Source organism: Asanoa ferruginea (assembly GCF_003387075.1).
GTDB lineage: Bacteria > Actinomycetota > Actinomycetes > Mycobacteriales > Micromonosporaceae > Asanoa > Asanoa ferruginea.
Genome location: NZ_QUMQ01000001.1, coordinates 5,497,939 through 5,519,621, shown reverse-complemented (window position 1 = coordinate 5,519,621; position 21,683 = coordinate 5,497,939). Strand labels below are relative to the sequence as shown.

Sequence of the window (21,683 nt, the reverse complement as noted above, 5' to 3'; positions counted from 1 at the left end):
GACAGGGCCGGGAATGGCCTGCTGGCGCACTGCGGACCGCAGCACTCGACTGCGTTTGCAGGCGGCGTTGCCGGACCTCCGAGAAGAGATCGCGGCGCAGCGCGCGACCACGATTCCGCCAAGCCCGACAAAACCAGTGAGGTACCGATCCCCGAGCGACAGCACCGCGGCGATGGCAGCTAGGCGCACGCGTTTTGGCGTCGCCGACCAAACCCATGGTTCAGGTACGTCTAGCCGAACGATGGACCCTTGACGGGCGACAACCTATCGGCCGATGTCTCTGTTGCTGGTCGTGCGCGACCCTCGGCAGATGCACCCCGACTTCGAGCCGAACCGAGGCCGCATCGAGTTCGTGCCATCCGAGACCGAGTTCGAGGTCCTCAATCAAATCACCACCCGCAATGGGCTGCGGGGTTATCACATCCTCCACGCCGCCCTCGAGACGTACTGGAACTACCATCTCGCGCCCGCGCCTCCGACGAAGCGGTCTTGGAGGTGGCTGCCGTGGGCGCTCATGCCGCTGGTAGCCCTGGGCGCGTGGATTTGGGGCTATCAGGCGGGTCGCTGAAGGTCGCGGCCGCCGATCTCGCCCCCTCCGGCACCACGGCAGCGCGGCGGTGCCTGATCTGCGAAGGACTCGAGGTGCGCATGGCGGGCCCAGCGAAGGTTTGTAGATCGGATCGCCGAGGACCGGAAGACCAGTATCAGAAAACTGGCCGAGGTCGCGTCAGGCCCGTATCCGGTCTGGCCGCCCCACTTTAGACGATCGGTCCACTTCAGGCAGGTCGATGATCGTCGGTCGTTCCCCGAGTTGAACCCCACGGCCGCGATCTCGGAGCCCCGCCCCTGCCGCTACGACATCCGCAGACCTTGCGAGCAACGCTCAAGATGAAAGCACACCCGACCGACGGCAGATCGCCGCCGGGCGCTCGGAGGTCGCGATGTCTGAGGCATGGTTCGCTCTGGCCGGTGCCCTGATCGGTCTGCTGGGCTCGTTGGGGACCGACCTCCTTCGCGGTCGCCGAGAAGACCGCAAGCACCAGGAAGCCCAACTACGCTCCACATTCGCCGAGTACGCGGCGGCAATAGCCGAGATAAAGGCGGTTGCGTTCGAAGTCTCGCGCACACCGGAGGACGAGCTACTCCGATCTCGGATTTACGACTCTCATATGACCGCCAGATCCATCCTGGAACGTCTCCGACTGACATCAGCCTCGATGGGCGTCCAAGAGGCAGCACGCTACGCATTGCGCTACGCATACGGGCTCCTCCGACTGGCGCAGGGCCGCGAACCACGACCAGACGAGCAGGACAGGCATCCCGTCCAACTACTCGACCAGTGGTTCACCACCCTCCTCATCGAGATGCGGAAAGATCTCGGCCTGAGGCATCCTGACCGCGTGTTTCCCGAGCGGGCGGAGTGGGTGGTGTTTCCGCAAGCCGAGCGATCCGGGGAGCCCGATGTGCCTGCATGATCGGTACGGAAACTCCGGACCGACGAACGTGCCGCTTCGAGTGGCACGTCCGTCCGCACCGGTCCTGCCCGGCGCGTGCTTCCGCGCTTACGGAACACCCTGGGTCCACGGGCACGCCTGCATACGCCGGCGGTTCGTGCAGGTCGGCCGCTGACGACTCCTCTGGCCCAGCCCCGCGGCAATCGGGCGGGGACGGACTTGGCGAGGATTTGCGGAGTGGGCGCTGCAGGAGTTGACGGCGGCCAAGCAGGAATAGAGTGACTACGTTCGCCGCTCGGGATTACGCGGTGCAGCACAGGACATCAGCGCAATTCGCGCAAACGTGTTCCAATTTAGACCCACGGTGAATCGGCGACGTATACACCGTTGACGCTGCCGTCAAACATTTGGACCGCGGCACTGCTTTGAAAGGTGTTTGAAAAACACACTGACCACGAGTTGGCCGCGACGCCCGAAGCGTTGCAGATGATAAGAAATGGTGTGGAGTCGGTTGTGTCCCCCCACATTGTGACGCCGGCCCCAAAAAGGCTAGATCGGTTGTTTCGAACGATCATTGCGATCTGTGCATAGTTGGCGCCCCCGGCCGCTCTGATCGCGCAACCCTGAGCGACCACGTTGGTGGTAATCGTTTTGGTGGCGCCGCAACGCCAGAGACTTGCGCTAGACGAGATCGGGTTCGTGTTGCCGAAAGCACGCCAGATGCCGGCGTCCGCAGCGGCGGGGCTGGCGGAAACGACACTCAGCCCGAAACTCGCAATTATGGCGACAGCCGTCCCTAAGACCGCCCGTTTTACCCGCATATCGATCCCCCGGCTTCTCGCACAGATGAGACTGATTGACGAAACCGCAGTCTAGCGACTTGCCACCAAATTATATTGACGAATTTATCACCTTGACTCTTGCTCGCCGATGGCTTAAGGCTCTGGTGAGCGCTGGCCGTAGCCACTGAAGGCGGTAGGCCCAGCGACCCGAATCGTGACGCGCGCACGTTGGATCCCTCCTCGACACCGGCGCCGGGCGCGGTACGCCGACGAGGTCGAGATCTGGGTTGCTCCGCCGTCCTGTCTAACCGGTTCACCGGCCCGCCCGCTGGGCTGCGATCGCTGGCATGGCCCGCCGCATCACCAGAACAGGGGCGACGGCTCCGTTATTGGTCCGCACGTTGTCCGCCACGGGCAGCGACGGGGAGATGCTGCGGCAGTCACGGCGCGCACACCAGCTCGCCAGCCGCGATCACAGTGTGAATGCCCGTGCTGGTCCTCGGACGCATATCAAAGACACGATCGATCTCCGGGATATCACCTTGGCGATCATTGTTTCTGGACCTGGTTGGTAGGTGCCGTCTGGCGTCCCGACACGACCGAGATTGAGCTGCGCCTTGCTGCTGTATCTCCACGCTGCCAGAGGGCTGACCCCGCCTCCGTAGGGCCTCCGCCGTGCTCACATCGCGATGAGGTGTCTCGGCGCCTCACGCCGGTTCACCGTCGGGGCGACGGCCGCGGTCTAGCGAGAAGGCCCGCCGAGTTGCCGCGCGGCATCCTCGTAGAACGAGACCAGCTCCGCCATGGGAATGGGTCTCCGGGATGCGGCGGAGACGTCCTTCCCTTCCTTCGTGAACGGCGGGGGCCAGACGCTGAAACCCTCGTCGAGGTTGAGGCCTTCGGTCTCGGCCTCCCACCCCGGCCAGCGCAAAGTCTCGTAGAAACGGGTCAGCGAACCGCCGAGGATCGCATTCAGCCACTCGGCATACCCCTGTTCGAGGTCGAGCCAACCGAGATCGTCAGGCCCGAAGTAGTGCACGGTCGGGCGCGCGTTCGGATCCGCTTGCAGCCATGCGAACTGCCCGCCCATGACGTCGTAGCCGACGGTGAGCACGCCGGCCGCGGTGACGACGTCCGGCAGGCGGTCGTAGCCGCATCCCAGAACGCGGACCCAGCCATGGTCCACCAGCAGACCTCCGGCATTGGCAACCACGGCGCCGAGCCACGATCGCGTGGTGATACCCAGCGCCGCGGAACAGGTGGTGGCCCGGTCCGGATCGGCCGGCAGCACTCGGATCGGGTAGGGCGCTGCTGCTACGGCGGCTGTCACGTCCGACCACGCTGATTGATCCACAAGATCAGGCTGCCACAACAGGTCGAAAATGCGCACCCGCGCGATTGGCATCCCACTGGGACGCGCTGCGCTAGGCGGTCCATCCGAGCCAGGCGTCGCCGGCCGAGACAACCGCGATCCAGATGGCCACGGCCCCGACCGGGATGACCAGGGTCCAGGGCGGACGGGTGCGTAGCAGGGCGATCGCGATCGCCAGTAGGCCTGCCCAGATGACCAGCAGGACGCCCACTGCCCATGCCGGCATTACCAGCCCGCTGACCACGTATAGGAACAGGACCACGACGTGTCCGACGATGCCGATCCAGCCTAGGAAACGGCCGGCCAGGCCCGGTCGGACGGCCGGGCTCGATGGATCCTTCATCTGCCCAGTGTGGACGGCCACGGGCCGCAACGTTAGAGGTCGAGCGACAACACCGGCGAGGCCGACCTGCTCACGCAGATCATCACCAGGTCGCCGGCCGCGCGCTGGTCGGGGCTGAGGATGTCGTCGCGATGCTCGGGCGCCCCGTCGATCACCCGGACCTCGCACGTGCCGCAATAACCCTCTTCACACGAGTACGGCACATCCGGCAGCACATCCCGGATGACCTCGAGCATGCTCCGGTCAGCCGGAACGGCCAGCCGGAGGCCGCTGCGGCGAAGATCGACCTCGAAAGCGCCCGACGTGCCACGCACCGCATTGCCGGACGAGGCGAAGCGTTCGACGGTGACCGTGCGCCCGACAGCATCACCGGCCGCCTGCGCGGCGCGGAGCATCCCCTCCGGGCCGCAGGCATAGATGGCCGCCCCCGGCGGGGCACCGGCGACGATCGCGTCCAGGTCGAGCAGCCCCACCTCGTCCTGCGGCGCGTAGACGACCTCGCCCCCGGACAGCCGGCCGAGCTCGGCGACGAACGCCATGCTCCCCCGGCTACGGCCGCCGTAGTGCAGCCGCCACGGTGTGCCGGACCCGGCCGCGGCGCGGGCCATCGCGACGAGTGGGGTGACCCCGATGCCGCCGGCCACGAACACGTACGCGGGTGCGGGTTCGAGCGCGAAATGGTTGCGCGGACCCCGCACCTCGAGCGCCCGCCCGACCAGCGCGCTGTCGTGGATCTCGGCCGAGCCGCCTCGCCCGGCGCGCTCGCGCAGGACGGCTACTAGATAAGAGGTGCGATCGGCCGGGTCCCCGCACAGCGAGTATTGCCGGATGAGTCCGCTGGGCAGCACCACCTCAAGGTGTGCGCCCGGGGTCCAGGCCGGCAGGTCCGCGCCGCGGAGCCGGACCGACACCACGTCCTCGGCCTCCCAGGTGACCCGGTCCACCAACAGGCGCATCAACGCACCTGGTGGCGCATCGCGCCGAGACCGCTGATCGACGTCTCGAGAATGTCGCCCGCGTGGATCGGGCCGACGCCGGGCGGTGCGCCGGTGAAGATCACGTCGCCGGGGAGCAGGGTCATCATGCGGGAGGCGTACGACACGATCCGGGGTATAGAGGTGAGCAGTCCGGACGTGTTGACCTCCTGGCGGGTCTCACCGTTGCAGGCGAGGCGGATGTCCAGGTCGCCCGGGTCGGTGATCTCGTCGGCGGTGGTCAGCCAGGGGCCGAGCGGGCTGAACGTGTCGTGGCTCTTGCGCCGCGACCGGTCGGCGGGGCTGCGGACGGTGATGTCGAGCCCGATCGTGTAGCCGCGGATGTGCGCCATCGCCCGGTCCTCCGGGATGTCGGTGCCGCCCTGGCCGATGATGATCACGAGCTCCGACTCGTGGTGGATCTCGTGGCCGGCGGCGACCACCTCGGGCGGGAGGCGGATGTCGTCATTCGGGCCAATCACCGACGACGGGGCTTTGAGGAAGACGTCGAAGTCCATCATCCAGCTCTCCACCCGGCCGAGGGTGCGCTGCTGCACGTCGTGCATCTCGGCCACGTGCGCGGCGTAGTTGCTCGCGCAAGCCACGATCTTCGATGGGTTGAGCACGGGCGCGCGCAGGGTGGCCCCGGAGACGGCGACACCGTCCGCGGCCGCCTGGCGCAGGTCGTCGTGTACCGCGTCGAAGTCCCGGCACAGCCGCCGCCACCAGCCCGCGGTCAGCGGGTCGGGGTCGACCGCCCAGGGCAGTGCGGCGGTGACGTCGACGACGCCGGCGTCGGTGACCGCGCCGAGGCGGTGGTCGTCGAAGATGGCGAGCCGCATCTCAGGCGCCCCGCGGGGTGAAGGTGCCGGTGACCGGCTGCGGCTCGTCGAGGTGCTGCTCGCGGTGCAGGCCCAGGGCCCGCAGCACGGGCGTGTCCGACAGCGCGAACAGGTCGGCACCTTCGTCGGAGCGATGTTCGGCGGCCGACCACGACGGCACGACGAAGATGTCGCCGGCCGACCAGTCGTAGCGGATGCCGTCGACGACGCTCGACCCGCTGCCGGCGAAGACCACGAAGATCGTGTTTCCGGTACGCCGAACCGGGTGGGTGTGCGCGGCGGGCCGGATGCGGTGCATGGCGCAGCTCAATGTAGGCAGCACGCTGGCGCCGTTGAGCGGGTTCACGTACTCCAGGCTGACCATCGGCTCGTCACTCTGCGCGGCGATTGCGCCGAGCCGGGCGTCGGTGTCGGTCCACGGGTAGATCAGCAGCGGCGAATGGCCGGGGTGCAGGGCGTCGGTGACGGCGCCGGTGACGAACCGCTCCCGGTCGCCGTAGGTGGTCAGCGAGACGTTATGGATCTCCGGGGCCGGCTGGCGCAGCTCGGGATAGGGCTCGAAGAAGATCGCGTCGAGCGCCTGGACGATCGGCAGGTCGAGGCCGTCGAACCAGAGCATGCCCGACTCGGCGCCGCCGGTGTGCTCGTGCCAGTTCCACGACGGGGTCAGCACCAGGTCGCCGGCGCGCATGTCGCAGGCGTCGCCGTTGACCGTGGTCCAGACGCCGTCGCCCTCGAGGACGAACCGGATCGCGCCCGGCGAGTGGCGGTGCGCGGGCGCGAGCTCGCCCGGGCGCAGGCACTGGACCGCACCCCAGAGCGTGCCCGCGGCGTACGGGGTGCCGGCGAGCCCCGGATTGCCCAGGCTCAGCACCCGCCGCTCGCCGCCCCGCTCGACCGGGATCAAACGCAGCGCCCGGTCGGCCAGCTCGCGCAGCGTCTTGTGCGACCACAGCCACGGCTGGGCCTTCGGCTGCGGAGTGGGTGTCAGCAGCTCGTCGGTGATCGTCCAGAGCGGGTAGAGATCCGCCCAGCGGAGGTCGGCGTAGAACTCGTCGAGTTCGTCGTCGGTGGGCGCGGAGTCGTACGTCATGGTGTCCTTCTCCATCAGAGTGCCGGGACCGGCGTCGGTGGGCGGCCGATGCCGAAGCGGTTGACGCTCTCCAGCAGCGACGCCCGGCGGCACCAGGCCCGGGCCAGCTCGGGGTCGGCCGCGGTGGCGCGCAGCTCGGCATAGTTCGCGGCGCGTCGGGCCGGGTCCCGTTCCATCAGCCGTTCGGTGTTGCGCTTGGTGTCCGCCTGGACGTACTCGACGGCGACCTGCCGGCGGACCCGGTCGAACTCGTCGAGCTCGGCGTCGAGGCGGTCCGCGGCCGGGTCCGGGTCGGCCTGGAGGCGGGCGATGCGGCGGGCGACGTCGACCGCGTCGTGGATGCCGCTGTTGAGGCCGACGCCGCCGAGTGGGCTGTTGACGTGGGCGGCGTCGCCGACGAGCACGACCCGCCCGGTCCGGAAGGTCGTCGCGACCCGCTGGTGGACGTTGTAGATCTGGAAGTCGTCGATCGGATATCCCGCCGGGTTGGCCGCGATGCCCTGAAGGTGGGCCTGGATCGAGACGGGGTCGGTGGCTTCCTCGACGCTCTGCTGTGCAGGCACGGGATAAACGGCCCGCCACGATTCCGGCGTACGCAGGAGGAAGATCCATTCTTCGGGGTCGGCGACGTAGTTGACGTCGGCGATCCCGGGCAGCAGCTCGCTCAGCTCGGCCGAGGTGCTCGCGATGACGAAGCGCTGCTCGTAGGTGAAGCCTTCGAACGGCACGCCGAGCAGGCCCCGCACGGTGCTGCGGGCGCCGTCGGCGCCGATGACGAACGAGCCGTGCAGCTCCTCGGGCCCCTGGTCGCTCTCGATGCGCACGGTCACGCCGGCACGGTCCTGCCGCAATGCCACCGCGCGGGCCCCGAACCGCACGGTCACGCCCGGGCGGGCGGCGAGCCGGTCGGCCAGCATCCGCACGAGGCGCTGCTGGTTGAGCTGGAGCCGGTAGGGAAACGGGGTCTCGCCGGCGAGCAGGCCGTAGTCGAACTCGGCGACCAGGCCGTCCGTCCGGTCGCGGAACTGGTAGCGCGGGACCGCGAGGCCCTCGGCCCGCATCTCGTCGGCGACGCCGAGCTCGGCCAGCAGTTCCAGCGTCGGCGGGTGGAACGTCGAGGCGCGCCAGTCGGTCTGCACGGTCGGCGTGGCCTCGACCAGGACGACGGGCAGGCCCGCGCCGGACAGGGCCGTGGCCGCGGTCATCCCGACCGGTCCCCCACCGACGATCACGATGGGCGACGACTGGGTGACCTCGGTTGATCGCATGGCGCCGAATGTAAGCGGGGTATTCCGCTGAAGTGAAGAGTTGTGGTAAACAATTCCTTCATGTCGAACAGTCGCCTCGGTGCCGACCCGGTCATGTCCTCGGTCGACAACGCCCTGCTCCTGCTCCAGCTCGTCGGATCGCGCAACGCGATCCGCGTGGCGGGCGCCGCCGAGGAGCTCGGGGTGGCCCGTTCGACGGCTCACCGGCTGCTGGCGACGCTCAAGAGCCGGGGTTTCGTGACCCAGGATCGGCCCAACGGCACCTACCGGCCCGGGCCGGCGCTCTACGAGATCGCCCTGTCCGCGATCGGGCGCACCGACATCCGCCGGGTCGTGCTGCCGGCGCTCCACGAGCTGAGCCTCTCGACGCGGGAGACCGCCAGCCTGCTGTTCCTGGAGGGCAACCAGGTGCGGTTCATCGACTGCGTCGAGAGCCCCCGGTCGGTGCGGGTCGGCAGCCGCACCGGGGTCGTGCTCCCGGCGCACTGCACGGCCGGCGGCAAGGCCATCCTGGCGGCGCTGTCCGAGGCCGAGCTCGAGCGCCGCTACCCCGACCGGCGCCTGGAGGTCCGCACCGCCAGCAGCATCGGCAACTGGGACGAGCTGCTCGCCGAGCTCGACCGGGTGCGGGCCGCGGGGCACGCGCTCAACGTCGGCGAGGGCGAGTCGGGCATCAGCGCGGTCGGCATGGCGGTGCCGGACCTCATCGGGGCGCCGCTGGCGGCCATCGCGGTGGCGGTGCCGACGACCCGGATGCCCACACAGGAGGCCGGCGACGAGTTCGCCCCGATGATTTTCGCCGCCCGCAACGAGATCATCCGGCGGCTCCGCCAGGAGGAGGTATCACCCTGACTCCGGACATCAATAGCCAACGATTTAGGTAACCCAAACGTCAACTGGAATGTTGACAATCTCTTGACCGATCACCGGGTCGCTCCTTAGCGTGAGCAACCTAGCCGCAGGCGGAACACGGCGACATCGGTCAAGGAGATAAGCGATGGTCTATTCGGTTCCAGTGACGAGCGTGGGTCCCGGCACCCCAGCCGGCCAGGTGCTCCGGCAGTCGTGGCACCCGATCGGCGTGTCCGCGGATCTCGAGCCTGGCAAGGCCCGACCGCTGCGCATCCTGGGTGAGGAGTTCACCCTCTATCGTGGACGGAGCGGGAAGCCTTATATCGTCGGCTCTCGCTGCGCACACCGCTACACCTGGCTGCACACCGGCTGGGTCGAAGAGGACAACATCCGCTGCTTCTACCACGGCTGGAAGTATGACGGCGGTGGCCAGTGCATCGAGATGCCCGCGGAGAACGAGGCGTTCGCCAAGAAGATCAAGATTCCGCACTACCGGGCGGTCGACTATGCCGGCCTGATCTTCGGCTATTTCGGCGACGAGGACGTTCCGCCTCCGATGTGGAGCTTCCCGCAGTTCGACGATCCCGGCAACCACCTGGTCTCCAGCATCCGTCCGCCGGGCGTGTGGCCGATGAACTACTTCCAGGCGCTCGAGAACGGTGTCGACCCGGTGCACACCGCGTTCGTGCACAGCAAGAGCGAGCCGCACTGGAACGGCGTACCCGAGGTCGACGGCATCGAGACCGACGAGGGCCTCGAGATCACCGCCACCCGGGTCAACCACGACGGGGTCAAGGACGTGCGGGTCACGCACTACTTCTTCCCCAACCTCTCCCGGATCACCATCTACCTGGTCTCCGGCGAGGACCACCAGTTCAACCACTACATCTGGTTCGTCCCGATCGACGACGAGAACACCCTCATGATCAGCAACACGGTGATCCCCAAGCACCTCGTCGAACAGGTGCCGGGCTTCATCAAGGGCGCCGGCCGAGGCTGGTCGGAGAACTCCCACCACGAGCTGATGAACGCCGAGCGCGGCCCCGAGAGCGTGACCGAAGAGGACTACACCGCGATGGTCGGGCAGGGCCGCGTGGCCGACCGCACCAACGAGCGGCTGGGCCGCTCCGACCGCGTCGTGATCAAGCTGCGGCACATCTGGACCCGCAAGATCGAGTCGCTGGAGCCCCGCGGTGCCGGCGTTCCCGACCTCCGTTCCGGCCAAGCCCGCCCGCTGACCGGACGCAACGAGGTCCCGCACAACGACTAACGCGCTCCCCCACCCCTGACAGCAAAGGTCGTTCGATGAGAGCGAAGAACGCACTGAAGATATGTGCCGCGGCGGTGGCGACGGTTCTGCTCGCGACCGCCTGCGGCAACGGATCCGACTCCGGCGGTGGCTCCTCCGCCGACACCGCCACGCTCGACCTGACCAAGGCACCCACCTCCACTACCACCGTCAAGGTCGGCGTCCTCGGCCTGGTCGCCGACGCGCCCTTCTTCGTCGCCGACACCCTCGGCTACTTCAAGGACCAGGGCATCACCGTCGACTTCCAGACCTTCCAGTCCGGCGCCGACATGATCCCGGCCATCGCCAGCGGGCAGCTCGACGTCGGCTGGGGGCAATACACCGCCGGCCTGTTCAACGCGTTCGGCCGAGGCATCGACGTCAAGCTGGTCGCCAGTGCCGGCAGCGTCGACGCCAAGACCACCAGCGGTCTCTACGTCAGCACGAAGTCGGGCCTCGCGCCGGGCGACGCGGCCGGGCTGGCCGGCAAGAAGCTGGCCGTCAACGGTCAGGGCCTGGGCGCCCAGGCCTACCTGCACATGATGCTCAAGAAGAACGGTATCGACGACAAGTCGGTCAACGTGCAGGTGCTGTCGCTGCCGAACCAGGTCGCGGCGCTGGCCAGCGGCGCCATCGACGGCGCCTTCCTGGTCGACCCGCTGACCGGCGCCGTCCTCGGCCAGGGCACCGGCAAGAAGTTCGCCACCAACTACGAGATGGCCGGCAACACCGAGCACCAGATCGCCGGCGTCCTCTACTCGCCGCAGTTCAGCGGCAAGACCGATACCGCCAGCCGGTTCATGATGGCCTACCTCAAGGCGTCGAACATGGTCAACAAGGCGTTCGGCGACAAGGACCCGACCGCGCTGCAAGACGTCGCCAAAGGCCTGATGGCACACGTGCAGACGGTCAAGAGCGCCGACGCGCTCAAGGGCTACTACGTCACCGGCGGCTCGGCCGACGTCGACACGGCGTCGATCGACATGTTCCTGGGCGCCTTCAAGGAGCTCGGCCTCGTCACCGCACCCAACGTCGACTACAAGAAATACATCGACACCTCGTTCGGTGAGGCGGCGCAGCGTGCGCTCGGCGCCTCGACCGGCGCGGCCAGCGGAGGCTGACGGTGGCACGCACGACGAGCGGGTACGCCATCGAGGGCACCGGCCTCGGCAAGTCCTTCGCCGTGGGCCGGCGCGAGGTCAAGGCGTTCGCGGGCATCGACCTGCGGGTCGGGCACGGTGAGTTCGTCGCGATCCTGGGTGCCTCCGGCGGCGGCAAGACGACGCTGCTGCGGGTCCTCGCCCGGCTCGAGGAGCACACCGAGGGCCAGCTCGTCGTGCGGGCCGCGGACACCGGCTCGGGAAGGCCGCCCTCCGCGACGGTCTTCCAGGAGCCGTCGGCCTTCCCGTGGATGTCCGTGCGCCGCAACATCGCGTACGGCATGTGGGCCGTCGGTGTCGGCCGGGCCGAACAGCGCCGGGAGGTCGACCGCCTGCTGGAGATGGTGGGCCTGTCCGCGTTCGCCGACGCCTACCCGCACGAGCTCTCCGGCGGCATGAAGCAGCGGGTCGCGGTGGCCCGGGCGCTGGCCGTCGGCTCCGAGATCCTGTTCATGGACGAGCCGTTCGGTCTGCTCGACGAGCAGACCCGGCTCGCCCTCCAGCAGGACCTGATCCGGATCTGGGAGCAGACCCGCAAGACGATCGTGTTCGTCACCCACTCGATCCAGGAGGCGATCGTGCTCGCCGACCGGGTGCTGGTGCTGAGCTCGCGACCCGGGCGGATCGTGCTCTCCCGCGAGGTGCCGTTCGGTCGCCCGCGCAATGCCTTCGACCTGGGCCGGGACCCGGCCTTCGCGGAACTCGCCGCCGAGCTGCACGACGCGCTCGTCGGCGACGGCCACGACAGCGCCAAGCAGGGGAGCGACGCATGACCCGGGTCAACGCGGCACCGGCACCGCCCTCCGAGGGATCTGGGCTGCGCGAGGTCGCCTACCCCGCCAAGCCGCTGGACCTGAGGCTGGTCGCGCGCCGCTACCGCCGCACCCAGTACGTCAACCTGGTCATGCCGTTCGTGCTCCTGGCCCTGTGGCAGGTGCTCGTGGAAAGCGGCGCGCTGGACCAGCGCTTCTTCTCCGCGCCGACGGCCATCGTCCGGACACTGTGGAAGATGGCCGGCGACGGGGCGCTCTGGACGGCGATCGGCGCCACCGGGCAGCGGGCGCTGGTCGGCTTCGTGATCGGTGCGGTCGCGGGCGCGCTCATCGGCGTCGCGTCGGCCCGGTCGTGGATCGTGCGGGCCGTGGTCAACCCGATCGTCGCGGCCACCTACCCGGTGCCGAAGATCGCCCTGCTCCCCGTTCTGCTGCTGATCTTCGGAACCGGCGACACCAGCATCTACCTGGTGGTGGCCATCTCGGTGTTCTACGTCGTGCTGATGAACACCGTGGCCGGGGTCAGCAACATCCCGATGATCTTCCAGGACGTGGCGCGGACCCTCGACGTGCGCGGCTTCCGCTACCTGCGCACCATCGCGATCCCCGGCGCGCTGCCGGTCATCTTCGCCTCGCTGCGCACCTCGTGGGGCATCGCGCTGGTCATCGACGTCGCCGCCGAGTTCACCAGCTCCGACACCGGCCTCGGCCGGATGATCCTCAACTCCTGGCAGGTCTTCGACATCGACTCGATGTATGCCGGCCTGGTCGTCACCGCCCTGCTCGGCTGGCTCAGCTTCCTCGTCATCGACCTGCTCGAGCGCCTGCTGATCCCGTGGCGGCGCGGGGTGGAGAGGTGACCACCCTCCAGTTCCCGGGCGCGGGCGGCCGCTCCGTGCCCGCGGAGCTGGTCCTGCACCCCGAACCCGGTGCCCCGGTCGTGGTGCTGGTCCATGGTGGAGGGTGGCGGCTCGGTTCCCGCACCGACTACGCCGGCTGGGCGACCGCCCTCGGCGGGGCGGGCTTCGCGACCCTGTCGATCGACTACACGCTGGCCGCGCCCGGAGCGCCGTCGTGGCCGGCCGCCCTCGACGACGTCGCCGGCGCGTTCCGGTTCGTCCGCTCACACGGGCGGGAACTCGGCGTCGACGGCGATCGGATCGGTGTGCTGGCGACCTCCGCCGGCGCACACCTGAGCGCCACGGCCGTGCTCAGCGCCGACAGCGGCGTCGCGGCCGCCGTACTCGTGAACGGGGTCTATGACCTGCGCGCCCAGCACGACGCGTCGGTGGCCCGCGGCGGCCCCAACGCGGTCGACGGTCTGATCGGCGCGAGCCCGCAGGACGCTCCCGCCATCTACGCGGCCGCGTCACCGACCGCGCTCGCCGCCACCACCGATCGGGCCGCCGCGGTGACCTGGACGCTGGTCTACGGCGAGCGGGACCCGGTCGTGCCGCCCGACCAGTCGCAGGCGTTCGCGGCCGTGTTGCGCGACCGCGGCGCCGACGTGCGCATAGTGCCGGTGCCGGAGCAGACCCACCACTGGAACACCACCACGCCGGTCGACGCGGGAACCAACCTCGCGATCCGCGACGTCGTTGTCGACCGGCTGGGGCGGGCGCTGGGCCGACACCCCGGCTAGATTTACCGTAACCGATAGAGCGCGAGATGGAGCGAACCCCGCGATGACGACTTACGTGCTCGTGCACGGTGCCTGGCACGGCGCCTGGTGCTGGCGCCCGGTGGCCGACCGGTTGCGCGCGGCCGGCCACGACGTGGTGGCCCCGACGCTGACCGGGCTCGCCGAGCGCGCCCACCTCACCGTGGGCGTTGACCTCTCGACGCACGTGCGCGACGTCACGTCGGTGATCGAGCACGACGACCTGCGCGACGTCGTCCTGGTCGGACACAGCTACGCCGGCATGGTGGTCACCGGTGTCGCCGCCCTGATCCCCCAGCGGCTGCGGCGCCTCGTCATCGTCGACGGCTTCCTGCCCGACGCCGGCGAGCAGGCGATCGAGCTCCTGCCGCCGCACGCCGCCGCGCACTATCGCGAGTCGGCGACGCCCAACGCCGCCGGCGTGTGGATGATCCCGCCGCGCCCGATGGTCAACCTCGGTGTCACCGACCCGGCGGTGGTGGCCGCGGTCACGCCGAGACTGACTCCGCATCCGTTGCAGACCTATCTGGACGGTTCACCCGGCGACGCGGGAGCGCTGACCGTCCCCGGCGCCTACGTGCTGTGCGCGGGGTGGAAGACCCCGTTCGCCGGGTTCGCCGACAAGGCCGAGCGGCTCGGCTGGCCGGTCGAGCGGATTCCGGCCGACCACGAGGTCCCGCTGACCAACCCCGACCTGCTCGCCGTGGCACTGCTGTCGGCGGCCGACCGCACGGAGGCCCCGGCGTGAACGAGTTTCTGGTTCGCCAGTCCAACCGGGTGCCCGCCACCTCGGAGGGCAAGGAGTTGCGGGCGCGGCTCCAGCCGCTCGAACGCGAGCGCGCACAGGAGCTTCGCGACGCGGGCATCCTGGTGCGACTGTGGAGAGTGCCGGGGACCCGCGACTCCATCGGCCTCTACCGGGCCGCCGACGCGACCGCGCTGCACGAGGCGCTGGCGTCGTTGCCGATGTTTCCGTGGATGGAGATCTCGGTCGAGGCGCTCGCCACCCACCCGCAGGAGCAGAAGCCGGGCTGATCAGCCGACGTGCATCGTCGGCAGCGACTCCGGGAGCTGGCTGATCGCCTCGATCACGCTCTCCAGGTGTTCGCGCATCACGGTTTCGGCGAGGTCGGCCTGGCCGGCCACGACGGCCTTGATGACACCGAGGTGCTCCTTGAGGCCTTCGGCCGGCCGGCCGGGCAGCAAGGCCACGCTGAACTGGTAGCGGACGCTGCGGAACCGCAGGCGGTTGAGCACGTCGGCCGCGGTGCTCTGGCCGGACAGCTCGCGGATCCGCAGGTGCACATCCTGGCTGACCTGGCTGTAGGTCATGATGTCGCCCCGCTTCACCGCCGCCTGCATGGTGGTGCCGAGCTCGCGCAGCTCCTTGCGCTCGGCCGCGGTGGCCCGGGTGGCGGCCCGGCGGGCGCACAGTCCTTCGAGGACGGCACGCACCTCGGTGATCTCGATCGCCTCTTCCTTGGAGACCGGGCGCACCCGCGCGCCACGGTTGACCTCGCGCACCGCCAGGCCTTCGTTGCCCAGCAACGCGAGCGCCTCGCGCACGGTGCCCCGCGATGCCGAAAACCGTTGCGACAGCTCGCTTTCGATCAGCCGCTGGCCGGGGTTGAACTCGCCGACGAGGATCGCCTCGCGGATCGCGTGCACCACGGAAGCGGTGTCCCGCAGGCGTTCTCCTTGGCGTGGCGTCGTCGTCACGGCGTCGTCCCCTCATTGCGTCCAGCGGAATTGCTAACGATTCTATTGTCAATCTTGGGAGCAGTCGATACCTTCAGCGTGAGCGAGTCGTCGCAGGTAACCGCCTCCGGCCCGCTGGCACGCAAGGAGGCCATCATGACCGACCAACCCGCCATGCTCGTCGTCAGTGCACACGCGGCCGATTTCGTGTGGCGTGCCAGCGGGGGCATCGCGTCGTTCGTCCGGCAGGGCGGCCGGGCCCACGTGGTCTGCCTGACCTACGGCGAGAAGGGCGAGTCGCAGGGGTTGTGGAAGCAACCCGGCATGACGCTCGAGACCGTCAAGGCCCGCCGGCACGAGGAGGCCAGCACCGCGGCCGCCGTGCTCGGCGCCGAGATCGAGTTCCTCGACCTGGGCGACTATCCCATCCGCCCAACCGACGAGCTCTACGCCGCGCTGGTGGCCACGATGCGGCGGGTGCGGCCCGACGTCATCCTCACCCATCCGGCGCGCGACCCCTACAACCTCGACCACTCGTTGGTCCACGAGGTCGTGCTCCGGTCCCGGATGATCGCGCAGGCCGCCGGCCACGACCCCGACACCAGGCCGATCGGCGCGCCGCAGGTGCTCCAGTTCGAGCCGCACCAGCCCGAGCAGTGTGGCTTCAAACCCGACCTGCTGCTCGACGTGAGCGACGTCTTCCCGCTCAAACGCAGGGCCATGGAGGCGATGGAGGGCGCACAGGGACACCTCGTCGCCTACTACGACGAGCTCGGTGGCCGGCGCGGGGTGCAGGCCAGGCGCAACGGCGGTGCCAGCACCATCACCCATGCCGAGGCCTACGAGCGGGTCTTCCCGACGGTCGCCGGGAGCCTGCGGTGAGCGGCGTCGTCGTGCGCAGCACCGCCGCCGCCGACCCCGCGGCCGTGGAGGTGCTGGCCGCCGCCGGCGTGGCGACCGCGCACGAGGCGCAGGGCCGCACAGGGCTGCTCGCCCCCTATCTACGCCCGATCTACCCCGGCAAGCGCATCGCCGGCCGGGCGGTCACCGTGCTCTCCCACCCGGGCGACAACCTCATGATCCACGCGGCGGTCGAGCAGGTCCGCGCCGGCGACGTCCTGGTCGTCGCGTTCAACTCGGCCACCACCGACGGCGCCCTCGGCGAGCTGCTGGCCACCTCGCTGCGGGCACACGGCGCGCTCGGCGTGGTCATCGACGCGGGCGTCCGTGACGTCGCCGAGCTGACCGGGATGGACTTCCCGGTGTGGTCCAGGGCCGTCTCCGCGCAGGGCACGGTCAAGGCCACCGGCGGTTCCGTCAACGTCCCGGTCGTCGTCGCGGGCGCGCTGGTCAACCCGGGCGACGTGGTCGTGGCCGACGACGACGGCGTCGTGGTGGTCCCGCGCGCGGCCGCGGCCGAGGTGGCCGCGAAGTCGACCGCCCGCGAGGCCAACGAGGCCACAAAGCGGGCCAAACTCGCGGCCGGCGAGCTCGGTCTCGACCTCTACCACCTGCGCCCGCTGCTCGAATCGCTCGGCGTCGTCTACCGCGACGCGACCGACGCCTGAAGCACGACCACGACAAAGGAGCACCACCGTGGCAGAGATCGTCGCCGCCGGCGCCGCCGTACACGCTCCGCAGCTGCTGAGCCGCCCGCCCCACGAAGACGCCAGCAAGCTCGACGCGAGCACCAACGGGCTGCGCGCGTTCGGGGAGGTGCTCGGCGCGGCCGAGCCCGACGCGATCATCCTGATCGGCCTCGACCACCTGGAGACCTTCTGGCTCGAGGCCGTGCCGGCGTTCACCATCGTGCTCTCCCCCGAGGTCACCGCGCACTACACGACACGCACCCGACGGGCGCGGGTGCACACCGAGCTCGCCACCCATCTGCTGCGCGGCGCGATCGCCCGCGACTTCGACCTCACCTACTCGCAGGACGCGCTGCTCGGCCACGCGTTCCTCACGCCGCTCGAGTTCGTCGTGGGCGACCGCGACATCCCGATCGTGCCGCTGCTGGTCAACACCTACCTGCCGCCGATTCCGAGCCCACGCCGGGCGTACGCCCTGGGCAAGGCCCTGCGCGAAGCGCTCTCCGACCGCGACGAGCGGATCGCGGTCATCGCCAGCGGCGGGATGTCCCACTTCCCCGGCACGGCGCGCTACGAGGCGCCGAACTTCGCCTTCGACGAGTGGGTCATCTCCGAGATCGCCCGCGGCCGCACCGACGACCTGCTGGCGCTCACCCCGGTCAACCTCGACGAGGTCGGTGAGAGCGAGCTGATGACCTGGTTCGTCATGCTGGGCCTGATCGGCGACGTCCCGGGCCGGCTGCTGACCTACCAGGAGCTATCCCACCACGGCCACGGCGTCGTCCAGTTCCTGCCGCCGTTGCCGGCCGACCAGGCGACGCTCGACCGCGAGGTGCCCCGCTTCGGTGGTCACGAGTTCACCCAGACCGACTACAAGTACTACCGCTTCCCCGAACCGGCGAGCCTGGAGCTCAACCGCCTGCTGCACCGCATCATCGTCGAGGCCGACTATCGCGCCGCGTTCGTCCGCGACCGCGGCGCCGTCGTGGCCGAGGCGCCGTTGCGCGACGCGGAGCGGGCGGCGCTGCTCGAGGGCGACAGTTTCGACGCGCTGACCGCTCTCGGTGCCCACCCGCTGCTCGCCCTGTCGGCCCGCCAGGTCACCGCGCTGGAGCGCGACCGGCAGGCGCGCTGAGCGGTTACTCCCCGGCCGCGCCGTCGGCGTGCAGGCGCACCGCGGTCCACGAGACCGGCGGCAGCGTGATCCGCAGCCGGCCGTCCTCAATGGAGTGCGACGTGTTGGGAGCGAGGCCGACGCGTTCCGGATCGTCGAGCGTGTTCTTCGCGTGGATGTCGTCGTCGTGGAGAGTCCGCGCGTCGACGACCGCCACCTGGCCGAGGTTGCTGACGTCGACCGCCAGCTCGACCGCCTCGGTCAGGCTGCGGTTGACCATGAAGACCGCCGTGTCGCCCGTGCCCGCGTCGTGGGTCGCGACGGCGTCCACCACGGAGACCTCACCGTGCAGGACGGTGTCGTAGGTCGGGCTCTCCAGTTTGAGCTCCAGGGTCACGCCACGGGCGAGCTGTGAGGTCAGGGCGAACGGGAAGAACGTCGTCTGGCGCCAGGCCGGGCCGCCGGGCTCGGTCATGATCGGCGCGATCACGTTCACCAACTGCGCGAGGCTCGCGGACGTGACCCGGTCGGCGTGCCGCAGCAACGAGATGAGCAGGCTGCCGACGACCACCGCGTCGGCGACCGAGTAGGCGTCTTCGAGCAGGCGCGGTGCGACCGGCCAGTCGTCGATCCCGGTGATGCGGTCGACCTCAGCGTAGCGCGAGTGATACCAGACGTTCCATTCGTCGAACGAGACGTTGATCGTCTTCTTGCTGCCGCGCACCGCCTTGACATGGTCGGCGGTCGCGACGACAGAGTCGATGAACCGGTCCATGTTGACGGCGGACGCCAGGAAGCTCGCGTAGTCACCGTCGTGCGGCTCGTAGTAGGCGTGGCACGAGATGTAGTCGACCTCGTCGTAGGTCGCCTCGAGCACGACCCGCTCCCAGTTCGCGAACAGCGGCATCTGCGCGTTCGAGCTCCCGCACACGACAAGCTCCAGTGTGGAGTCGAGCTGCCGCATCGCGCGCGCGGTCTTGACCGCCAGCTGCCCGTACTCCTCCGGAGAGCCGTGCCCGAGCTGCCAGGGACCGTCCATCTCGTTGCCGAGACACCACATGCGGATGGCGTACGGCTCGACCGCGCCGTTCGCGATCCGCTGGTCGGAGAACGTGCTGCCCGACCGGATGTTCGCGTACTCGAGCACGTCGAGCGCATCCTGCACGCCGCGGGTGCCCAGGTTCACCGCGTACATGAGCTCGCTGTCGACCTTCTCGAGCCAGCTCGCGAACTCGTCGAGACCGATCTCGTTGGTCTCCGTCGAGTGCCAGGCGAGGTCGAGCCGCCGGGGCCGCTTCTCGCGCGGCCCGACGCCGTCCTCCCAGCGGTATCCCGAGAGGAAGTTGCCGCCGGGGTAGCGGATCGTGCTCACACCGAGCTCCTTGACGAGCGCGATCACGTCGCGCCGGAACCCCTCCTTGTCGGCCTCGGCGTGCTCGGGCTCGTAGATGCCGTCGTAAACGCATCGCCCCAGGTGCTCGACGAAGGAGCCGAAGAGCCTGCGGTTGATCGGCCCCACGACGAAATGCGGGTCGATGGTGAGATGCGCGGAGATCAAGGTGTCCTCGGTTTCGCTAGTGGCTGATCGATGGTGGCGAGGCGAGCGGGCTACTTCAGGGAGCCAACGGTCAGCCCTCCTCGCCAGTACCGCTGAAGCGAGAGGAACGCGATGATCAGCGGGATGATCGACACCAACGAGCCGAGGATGATGATGCTCCACAGGTTGGTTCCCGCGGCGCCGTAGGTGGACGCGGTCGACTGCCAGAGTCCGATCCCGACCGTCACCGGGAAGAGCCGGTTGTCCACGAGCATCGCCAGCGGCAGGAAGTAGTTGTTCCACGACGACACGACCGACAGCAGCAGCACCGTGACGATCACCGGCCGCATGAGCGGCAGCGCGACCTTGACGAACGTCCGGAACTCTCCCGCACCGTCCACGCGTGCGGCATCCAGGAGCTCGTCGGGCACCGCGTCACGCACGAACAGGTTCACCAGGAACACACCGAACGGGTTGAGCAGGGTCGGCAGGATCACCGCCCAGATCGTGTCGGTCAGCCCCGCCTGGGAGAACAGGATGAAGGTCGGGATGACCAGCGCGGTGGCCGGCACCATGACCGCGCCGAGCAGGATCGAGAACCCGGCACGGCGGCCGACGAAGCTGTATTTCGCGAAACCGTATCCGGCGAGCACCGACAGCACCGTCGCCCCGATGCCGCCGGCGAACGCGTAGAGGGCCGAGTTGGCCAGCCAGCGCGCGTAGAGCCCGCCGTTGTAGGTGAAGAGCTGCTTGAGATTCTCGACGTAGTCGATGTTGGGGGCGAACCAGAGGGCGCTGGTGCCGCCGAACAGCGCGGCCGAGTCCTTCGAGCTGTTCACGACGACCCACCAGAAGGGGATCAGGAAGTAGATCACCAGCGCCGCGAGCACGAGATGCAGCGGGATGTGCCTCGGTGTCCGGCGAGGTCGCCTGCGCTCGGTGTGGTTGGCACTCATGACAGGAAGTTCCCTCGCTTGCGGGTGGCGAACATGAAGATGTAGACGCAGAGGAACACCACGGCGCCCAGCGCGAACGAGATCGTCGAGCTGTAGTTGGGGTTCGCCAGCGTGAACGCCTGCTGATACGCGTACATGTTCGGTGTGAAGTCATCCGGGATGGCGCCGGCGGCGAGTTGCTGAAGGATCTTCGGTTCGTTGAAGAACTGGAGCGTTCCGATGAGGGCGAACACGAGGATCAGGACCAGCGCCGGTGTGAGCAACCGGATCTTGATCTTGGTGATGATCTGCCAACCGGAGGCGCCGTCGATGCGGGCGGCCTCGTAGAGGGTCGGATCGATGCCCTGGAGCGCGGCGTACAGGATGATCATGTAGTACCCGGCCCATTGCCAGGTCACCACGTTCAGCAGGCCGTAGAAGATGAGATTGTTGCTGAGGAAGTCCGGTCCGGCCGCACCGAAGGCGCCGAAGACGTCGGCGATGGGTCCGAAGTTCCGGCTGTAGAGGAACCCCCACATCAGGGCGCCGATCACCGTGGGGATCGCGTAGGGCAGGAAGATCATGAGGCGCGAGAACCGGGCGAACTTGCTCGTCACCGTGTCGAGGATCAGCGCGATGGCCAACGAGATGGCCATCTGGATCGGGATGAGCACCAGCGAGAACCGGAGCACGAACCAGAGTCCCTTGAGGAACGACGGGTCGTCGAACGCCTTCAGGTAGTTGTCGAAGCCGGCGAAAGTGGTGCCGGTCATCAGCGTCTTCTGGAACAGGCTCAGGTAGAGCGCGTAGCCGATCGGGAGCACGAGCAGGGCGAGGAAGACAATGCCGAAGGGCCCGACGAAGAGCCAGCCGGCCACGTTCTGCCGTAAGTTCGTGCGTCGGCGTCGTTTCCTCGTTGGCACGGCGCCGCTGGTTGAGGCGGTCATGA

General features: G+C 68.9%; 23 protein-coding genes. 13 read left to right on the top strand and 10 right to left on the bottom strand.

Annotated elements, in window-relative coordinates; all coding sequences use genetic code 11:
* Positions 1 to 274: 274 nt before the first annotated feature.
* Positions 275 to 568, top strand: a complete 294-nt coding sequence (locus DFJ67_RS25875) for a hypothetical protein (protein WP_116070395.1) — start codon at positions 275 to 277, stop codon at positions 566 to 568.
* A 373-nt stretch (positions 569 to 941) separates the two neighbouring features.
* Complete coding sequence (locus tag DFJ67_RS25870) at positions 942 to 1,475, top strand: hypothetical protein (protein WP_116070394.1); 534 nt, start codon at positions 942 to 944, stop codon at positions 1,473 to 1,475.
* Positions 1,476 to 2,978: 1,503 nt separating this feature from the next.
* Here the strand turns inward: DFJ67_RS25870 and DFJ67_RS25865 are convergent.
* From DFJ67_RS25865 to DFJ67_RS25840, 6 genes are read right to left on the bottom strand one after another with little or no spacing between them, the layout of a single operon-like run.
* The gene (locus DFJ67_RS25865; protein WP_239096962.1) at positions 2,979 to 3,626 is read right to left on the bottom strand and encodes a DUF2625 family protein; all 648 of its coding nucleotides are present in this window, start codon (positions 3,624 to 3,626) and stop codon (positions 2,979 to 2,981) included.
* 34 nt (positions 3,627 to 3,660) lie between these two features.
* Complete coding sequence (locus tag DFJ67_RS25860) at positions 3,661 to 3,951, bottom strand: hypothetical protein (protein ID WP_116070392.1); 291 nt, start codon at positions 3,949 to 3,951, stop codon at positions 3,661 to 3,663.
* A gap of 32 nt (positions 3,952 to 3,983) precedes the next feature.
* On the bottom strand, positions 3,984 to 4,907 hold the full coding sequence (locus tag DFJ67_RS25855; RefSeq protein WP_116070391.1) for a PDR/VanB family oxidoreductase: 924 nt from the start codon (positions 4,905 to 4,907) through the stop codon (positions 3,984 to 3,986).
* On the bottom strand, positions 4,907 to 5,767 hold the full coding sequence (locus tag DFJ67_RS25850) for a fumarylacetoacetate hydrolase family protein (RefSeq protein ID WP_116070390.1): 861 nt from the start codon (positions 5,765 to 5,767) through the stop codon (positions 4,907 to 4,909). The genes DFJ67_RS25855 and DFJ67_RS25850 overlap by 1 nt, the downstream gene beginning before the upstream one ends.
* Position 5,768: 1 nt before the next feature.
* Positions 5,769 to 6,860: a cupin domain-containing protein gene (locus DFJ67_RS25845; RefSeq protein WP_116076657.1), complete on the bottom strand. Its 1,092-nt coding sequence runs from the start codon at positions 6,858 to 6,860 to the stop codon at positions 5,769 to 5,771.
* Between the two features lie 14 nt (positions 6,861 to 6,874).
* Positions 6,875 to 8,128: an FAD-dependent oxidoreductase gene (locus DFJ67_RS25840; RefSeq protein ID WP_116070389.1), complete on the bottom strand. Its 1,254-nt coding sequence runs from the start codon at positions 8,126 to 8,128 to the stop codon at positions 6,875 to 6,877.
* Between the two features lie 60 nt (positions 8,129 to 8,188).
* On the opposite strand from DFJ67_RS25840, the gene DFJ67_RS25835 reads away from it, so the two are divergent.
* The 8 genes from DFJ67_RS25835 to DFJ67_RS25800 all read left to right on the top strand — a co-directional run bounded on the left by DFJ67_RS25835 (position 8,189) and on the right by DFJ67_RS25800 (position 14,896).
* The gene (locus DFJ67_RS25835; RefSeq protein WP_116070388.1) at positions 8,189 to 8,980 is read left to right on the top strand and encodes an IclR family transcriptional regulator; all 792 of its coding nucleotides are present in this window, start codon (positions 8,189 to 8,191) and stop codon (positions 8,978 to 8,980) included.
* 145 nt (positions 8,981 to 9,125) lie between these two features.
* On the top strand, positions 9,126 to 10,250 hold the full coding sequence (locus tag DFJ67_RS25830) for a Rieske 2Fe-2S domain-containing protein (protein ID WP_116070387.1): 1,125 nt from the start codon (positions 9,126 to 9,128) through the stop codon (positions 10,248 to 10,250).
* A gap of 35 nt (positions 10,251 to 10,285) precedes the next feature.
* Positions 10,286 to 11,389, top strand: a complete 1,104-nt coding sequence (locus DFJ67_RS25825) for an ABC transporter substrate-binding protein (protein WP_116070386.1) — start codon at positions 10,286 to 10,288, stop codon at positions 11,387 to 11,389.
* Between the two features lie 2 nt (positions 11,390 to 11,391).
* The gene (locus tag DFJ67_RS25820) at positions 11,392 to 12,201 is read left to right on the top strand and encodes an ABC transporter ATP-binding protein (protein ID WP_203783058.1); all 810 of its coding nucleotides are present in this window, start codon (positions 11,392 to 11,394) and stop codon (positions 12,199 to 12,201) included.
* Positions 12,198 to 13,061 (top strand): ABC transporter permease, encoded by an 864-nt coding sequence (locus tag DFJ67_RS25815; protein ID WP_116070385.1) that lies wholly within the window; start codon positions 12,198 to 12,200, stop codon positions 13,059 to 13,061. Before DFJ67_RS25820 ends, DFJ67_RS25815 begins: the two co-directional genes overlap by 4 nt.
* Complete coding sequence (locus DFJ67_RS25810; protein ID WP_170215979.1) at positions 13,058 to 13,843, top strand: alpha/beta hydrolase; 786 nt, start codon at positions 13,058 to 13,060, stop codon at positions 13,841 to 13,843. Before DFJ67_RS25815 ends, DFJ67_RS25810 begins: the two co-directional genes overlap by 4 nt.
* 43 nt (positions 13,844 to 13,886) lie before the next feature.
* A complete protein-coding gene (locus DFJ67_RS25805) occupies positions 13,887 to 14,609 on the top strand; it encodes an alpha/beta hydrolase (protein ID WP_116070383.1) in 723 nt (240 codons plus the stop codon).
* A complete protein-coding gene (locus tag DFJ67_RS25800; RefSeq protein WP_116070382.1) occupies positions 14,606 to 14,896 on the top strand; it encodes a muconolactone Delta-isomerase family protein in 291 nt (96 codons plus the stop codon). Before DFJ67_RS25805 ends, DFJ67_RS25800 begins: the two co-directional genes overlap by 4 nt.
* Here DFJ67_RS25800 and DFJ67_RS25795 read toward each other — a convergent pair whose 3' ends face one another.
* Positions 14,897 to 15,580, bottom strand: coding sequence for a GntR family transcriptional regulator (locus tag DFJ67_RS25795; protein ID WP_203783056.1), 684 nt, complete (start codon positions 15,578 to 15,580; stop codon positions 14,897 to 14,899).
* Between the two features lie 135 nt (positions 15,581 to 15,715).
* On the opposite strand from DFJ67_RS25795, the gene DFJ67_RS25790 reads away from it, so the two are divergent.
* Genes DFJ67_RS25790 through DFJ67_RS25780 form a run of 3 tightly spaced genes read left to right on the top strand, consistent with a single transcriptional unit; the run spans position 15,716 to position 18,283 of the window.
* A complete protein-coding gene (locus tag DFJ67_RS25790) occupies positions 15,716 to 16,441 on the top strand; it encodes a PIG-L deacetylase family protein (RefSeq protein ID WP_116076652.1) in 726 nt (241 codons plus the stop codon).
* A complete protein-coding gene (locus DFJ67_RS25785) occupies positions 16,438 to 17,127 on the top strand; it encodes a 4-carboxy-4-hydroxy-2-oxoadipate aldolase/oxaloacetate decarboxylase (RefSeq protein WP_116070381.1) in 690 nt (229 codons plus the stop codon). Before DFJ67_RS25790 ends, DFJ67_RS25785 begins: the two co-directional genes overlap by 4 nt.
* 28 nt (positions 17,128 to 17,155) lie before the next feature.
* Positions 17,156 to 18,283: a DODA-type extradiol aromatic ring-opening family dioxygenase gene (locus DFJ67_RS25780; protein WP_116070380.1), complete on the top strand. Its 1,128-nt coding sequence runs from the start codon at positions 17,156 to 17,158 to the stop codon at positions 18,281 to 18,283.
* Positions 18,284 to 18,287: 4 nt separating this feature from the next.
* On the opposite strand, the gene arfA is transcribed toward DFJ67_RS25780, so the two are convergent.
* From arfA to DFJ67_RS25765, 3 genes are read right to left on the bottom strand one after another with little or no spacing between them, the layout of a single operon-like run.
* Positions 18,288 to 19,820, bottom strand: coding sequence for an arabinosylfuranosidase ArfA (gene arfA / locus DFJ67_RS25775; RefSeq protein ID WP_116070379.1), 1,533 nt, complete (start codon positions 19,818 to 19,820; stop codon positions 18,288 to 18,290).
* Positions 19,821 to 19,870: 50 nt separating this feature from the next.
* Complete coding sequence (locus tag DFJ67_RS25770) at positions 19,871 to 20,755, bottom strand: carbohydrate ABC transporter permease (RefSeq protein ID WP_170215978.1); 885 nt, start codon at positions 20,753 to 20,755, stop codon at positions 19,871 to 19,873.
* The gene (locus tag DFJ67_RS25765; RefSeq protein ID WP_116076650.1) at positions 20,752 to 21,681 is read right to left on the bottom strand and encodes a carbohydrate ABC transporter permease; all 930 of its coding nucleotides are present in this window, start codon (positions 21,679 to 21,681) and stop codon (positions 20,752 to 20,754) included. The genes DFJ67_RS25770 and DFJ67_RS25765 overlap by 4 nt, the downstream gene beginning before the upstream one ends.
* Between the last annotated feature and the right edge of the window lie 2 nt (positions 21,682 to 21,683).

What these genes read in the sequence shown, in the direction of transcription:
- DFJ67_RS25875 (WP_116070395.1), top strand. Translation starts at nt 275, where the DNA reads ATGTCTCTGTTGCTGGTCGTGCGCGACCCTCGGCAGATGCACCCCGAC.
- DFJ67_RS25870 (WP_116070394.1), top strand. Translation starts at nt 942, where the DNA reads ATGTCTGAGGCATGGTTCGCTCTGGCCGGTGCCCTGATCGGTCTGCTG.
- DFJ67_RS25860 (WP_116070392.1), bottom strand. Translation starts at nt 3,951, where the DNA reads ATGAAGGATCCATCGAGCCCGGCCGTCCGACCGGGCCTGGCCGGCCGT.
- DFJ67_RS25855 (WP_116070391.1), bottom strand. Translation starts at nt 4,907, where the DNA reads ATGCGCCTGTTGGTGGACCGGGTCACCTGGGAGGCCGAGGACGTGGTG.
- DFJ67_RS25850 (WP_116070390.1), bottom strand. Translation starts at nt 5,767, where the DNA reads ATGCGGCTCGCCATCTTCGACGACCACCGCCTCGGCGCGGTCACCGAC.
- DFJ67_RS25845 (WP_116076657.1), bottom strand. Translation starts at nt 6,860, where the DNA reads ATGACGTACGACTCCGCGCCCACCGACGACGAACTCGACGAGTTCTAC.
- DFJ67_RS25840 (WP_116070389.1), bottom strand. Translation starts at nt 8,128, where the DNA reads ATGCGATCAACCGAGGTCACCCAGTCGTCGCCCATCGTGATCGTCGGT.
- DFJ67_RS25835 (WP_116070388.1), top strand. Translation starts at nt 8,189, where the DNA reads ATGTCGAACAGTCGCCTCGGTGCCGACCCGGTCATGTCCTCGGTCGAC.
- DFJ67_RS25830 (WP_116070387.1), top strand. Translation starts at nt 9,126, where the DNA reads ATGGTCTATTCGGTTCCAGTGACGAGCGTGGGTCCCGGCACCCCAGCC.
- DFJ67_RS25825 (WP_116070386.1), top strand. Translation starts at nt 10,286, where the DNA reads ATGAGAGCGAAGAACGCACTGAAGATATGTGCCGCGGCGGTGGCGACG.
- DFJ67_RS25815 (WP_116070385.1), top strand. Translation starts at nt 12,198, where the DNA reads ATGACCCGGGTCAACGCGGCACCGGCACCGCCCTCCGAGGGATCTGGG.
- DFJ67_RS25805 (WP_116070383.1), top strand. Translation starts at nt 13,887, where the DNA reads ATGACGACTTACGTGCTCGTGCACGGTGCCTGGCACGGCGCCTGGTGC.
- DFJ67_RS25790 (WP_116076652.1), top strand. Translation starts at nt 15,716, where the DNA reads ATGACCGACCAACCCGCCATGCTCGTCGTCAGTGCACACGCGGCCGAT.
- DFJ67_RS25770 (WP_170215978.1), bottom strand. Translation starts at nt 20,755, where the DNA reads ATGAGTGCCAACCACACCGAGCGCAGGCGACCTCGCCGGACACCGAGG.
- DFJ67_RS25765 (WP_116076650.1), bottom strand. Translation starts at nt 21,681, where the DNA reads ATGACCGCCTCAACCAGCGGCGCCGTGCCAACGAGGAAACGACGCCGA.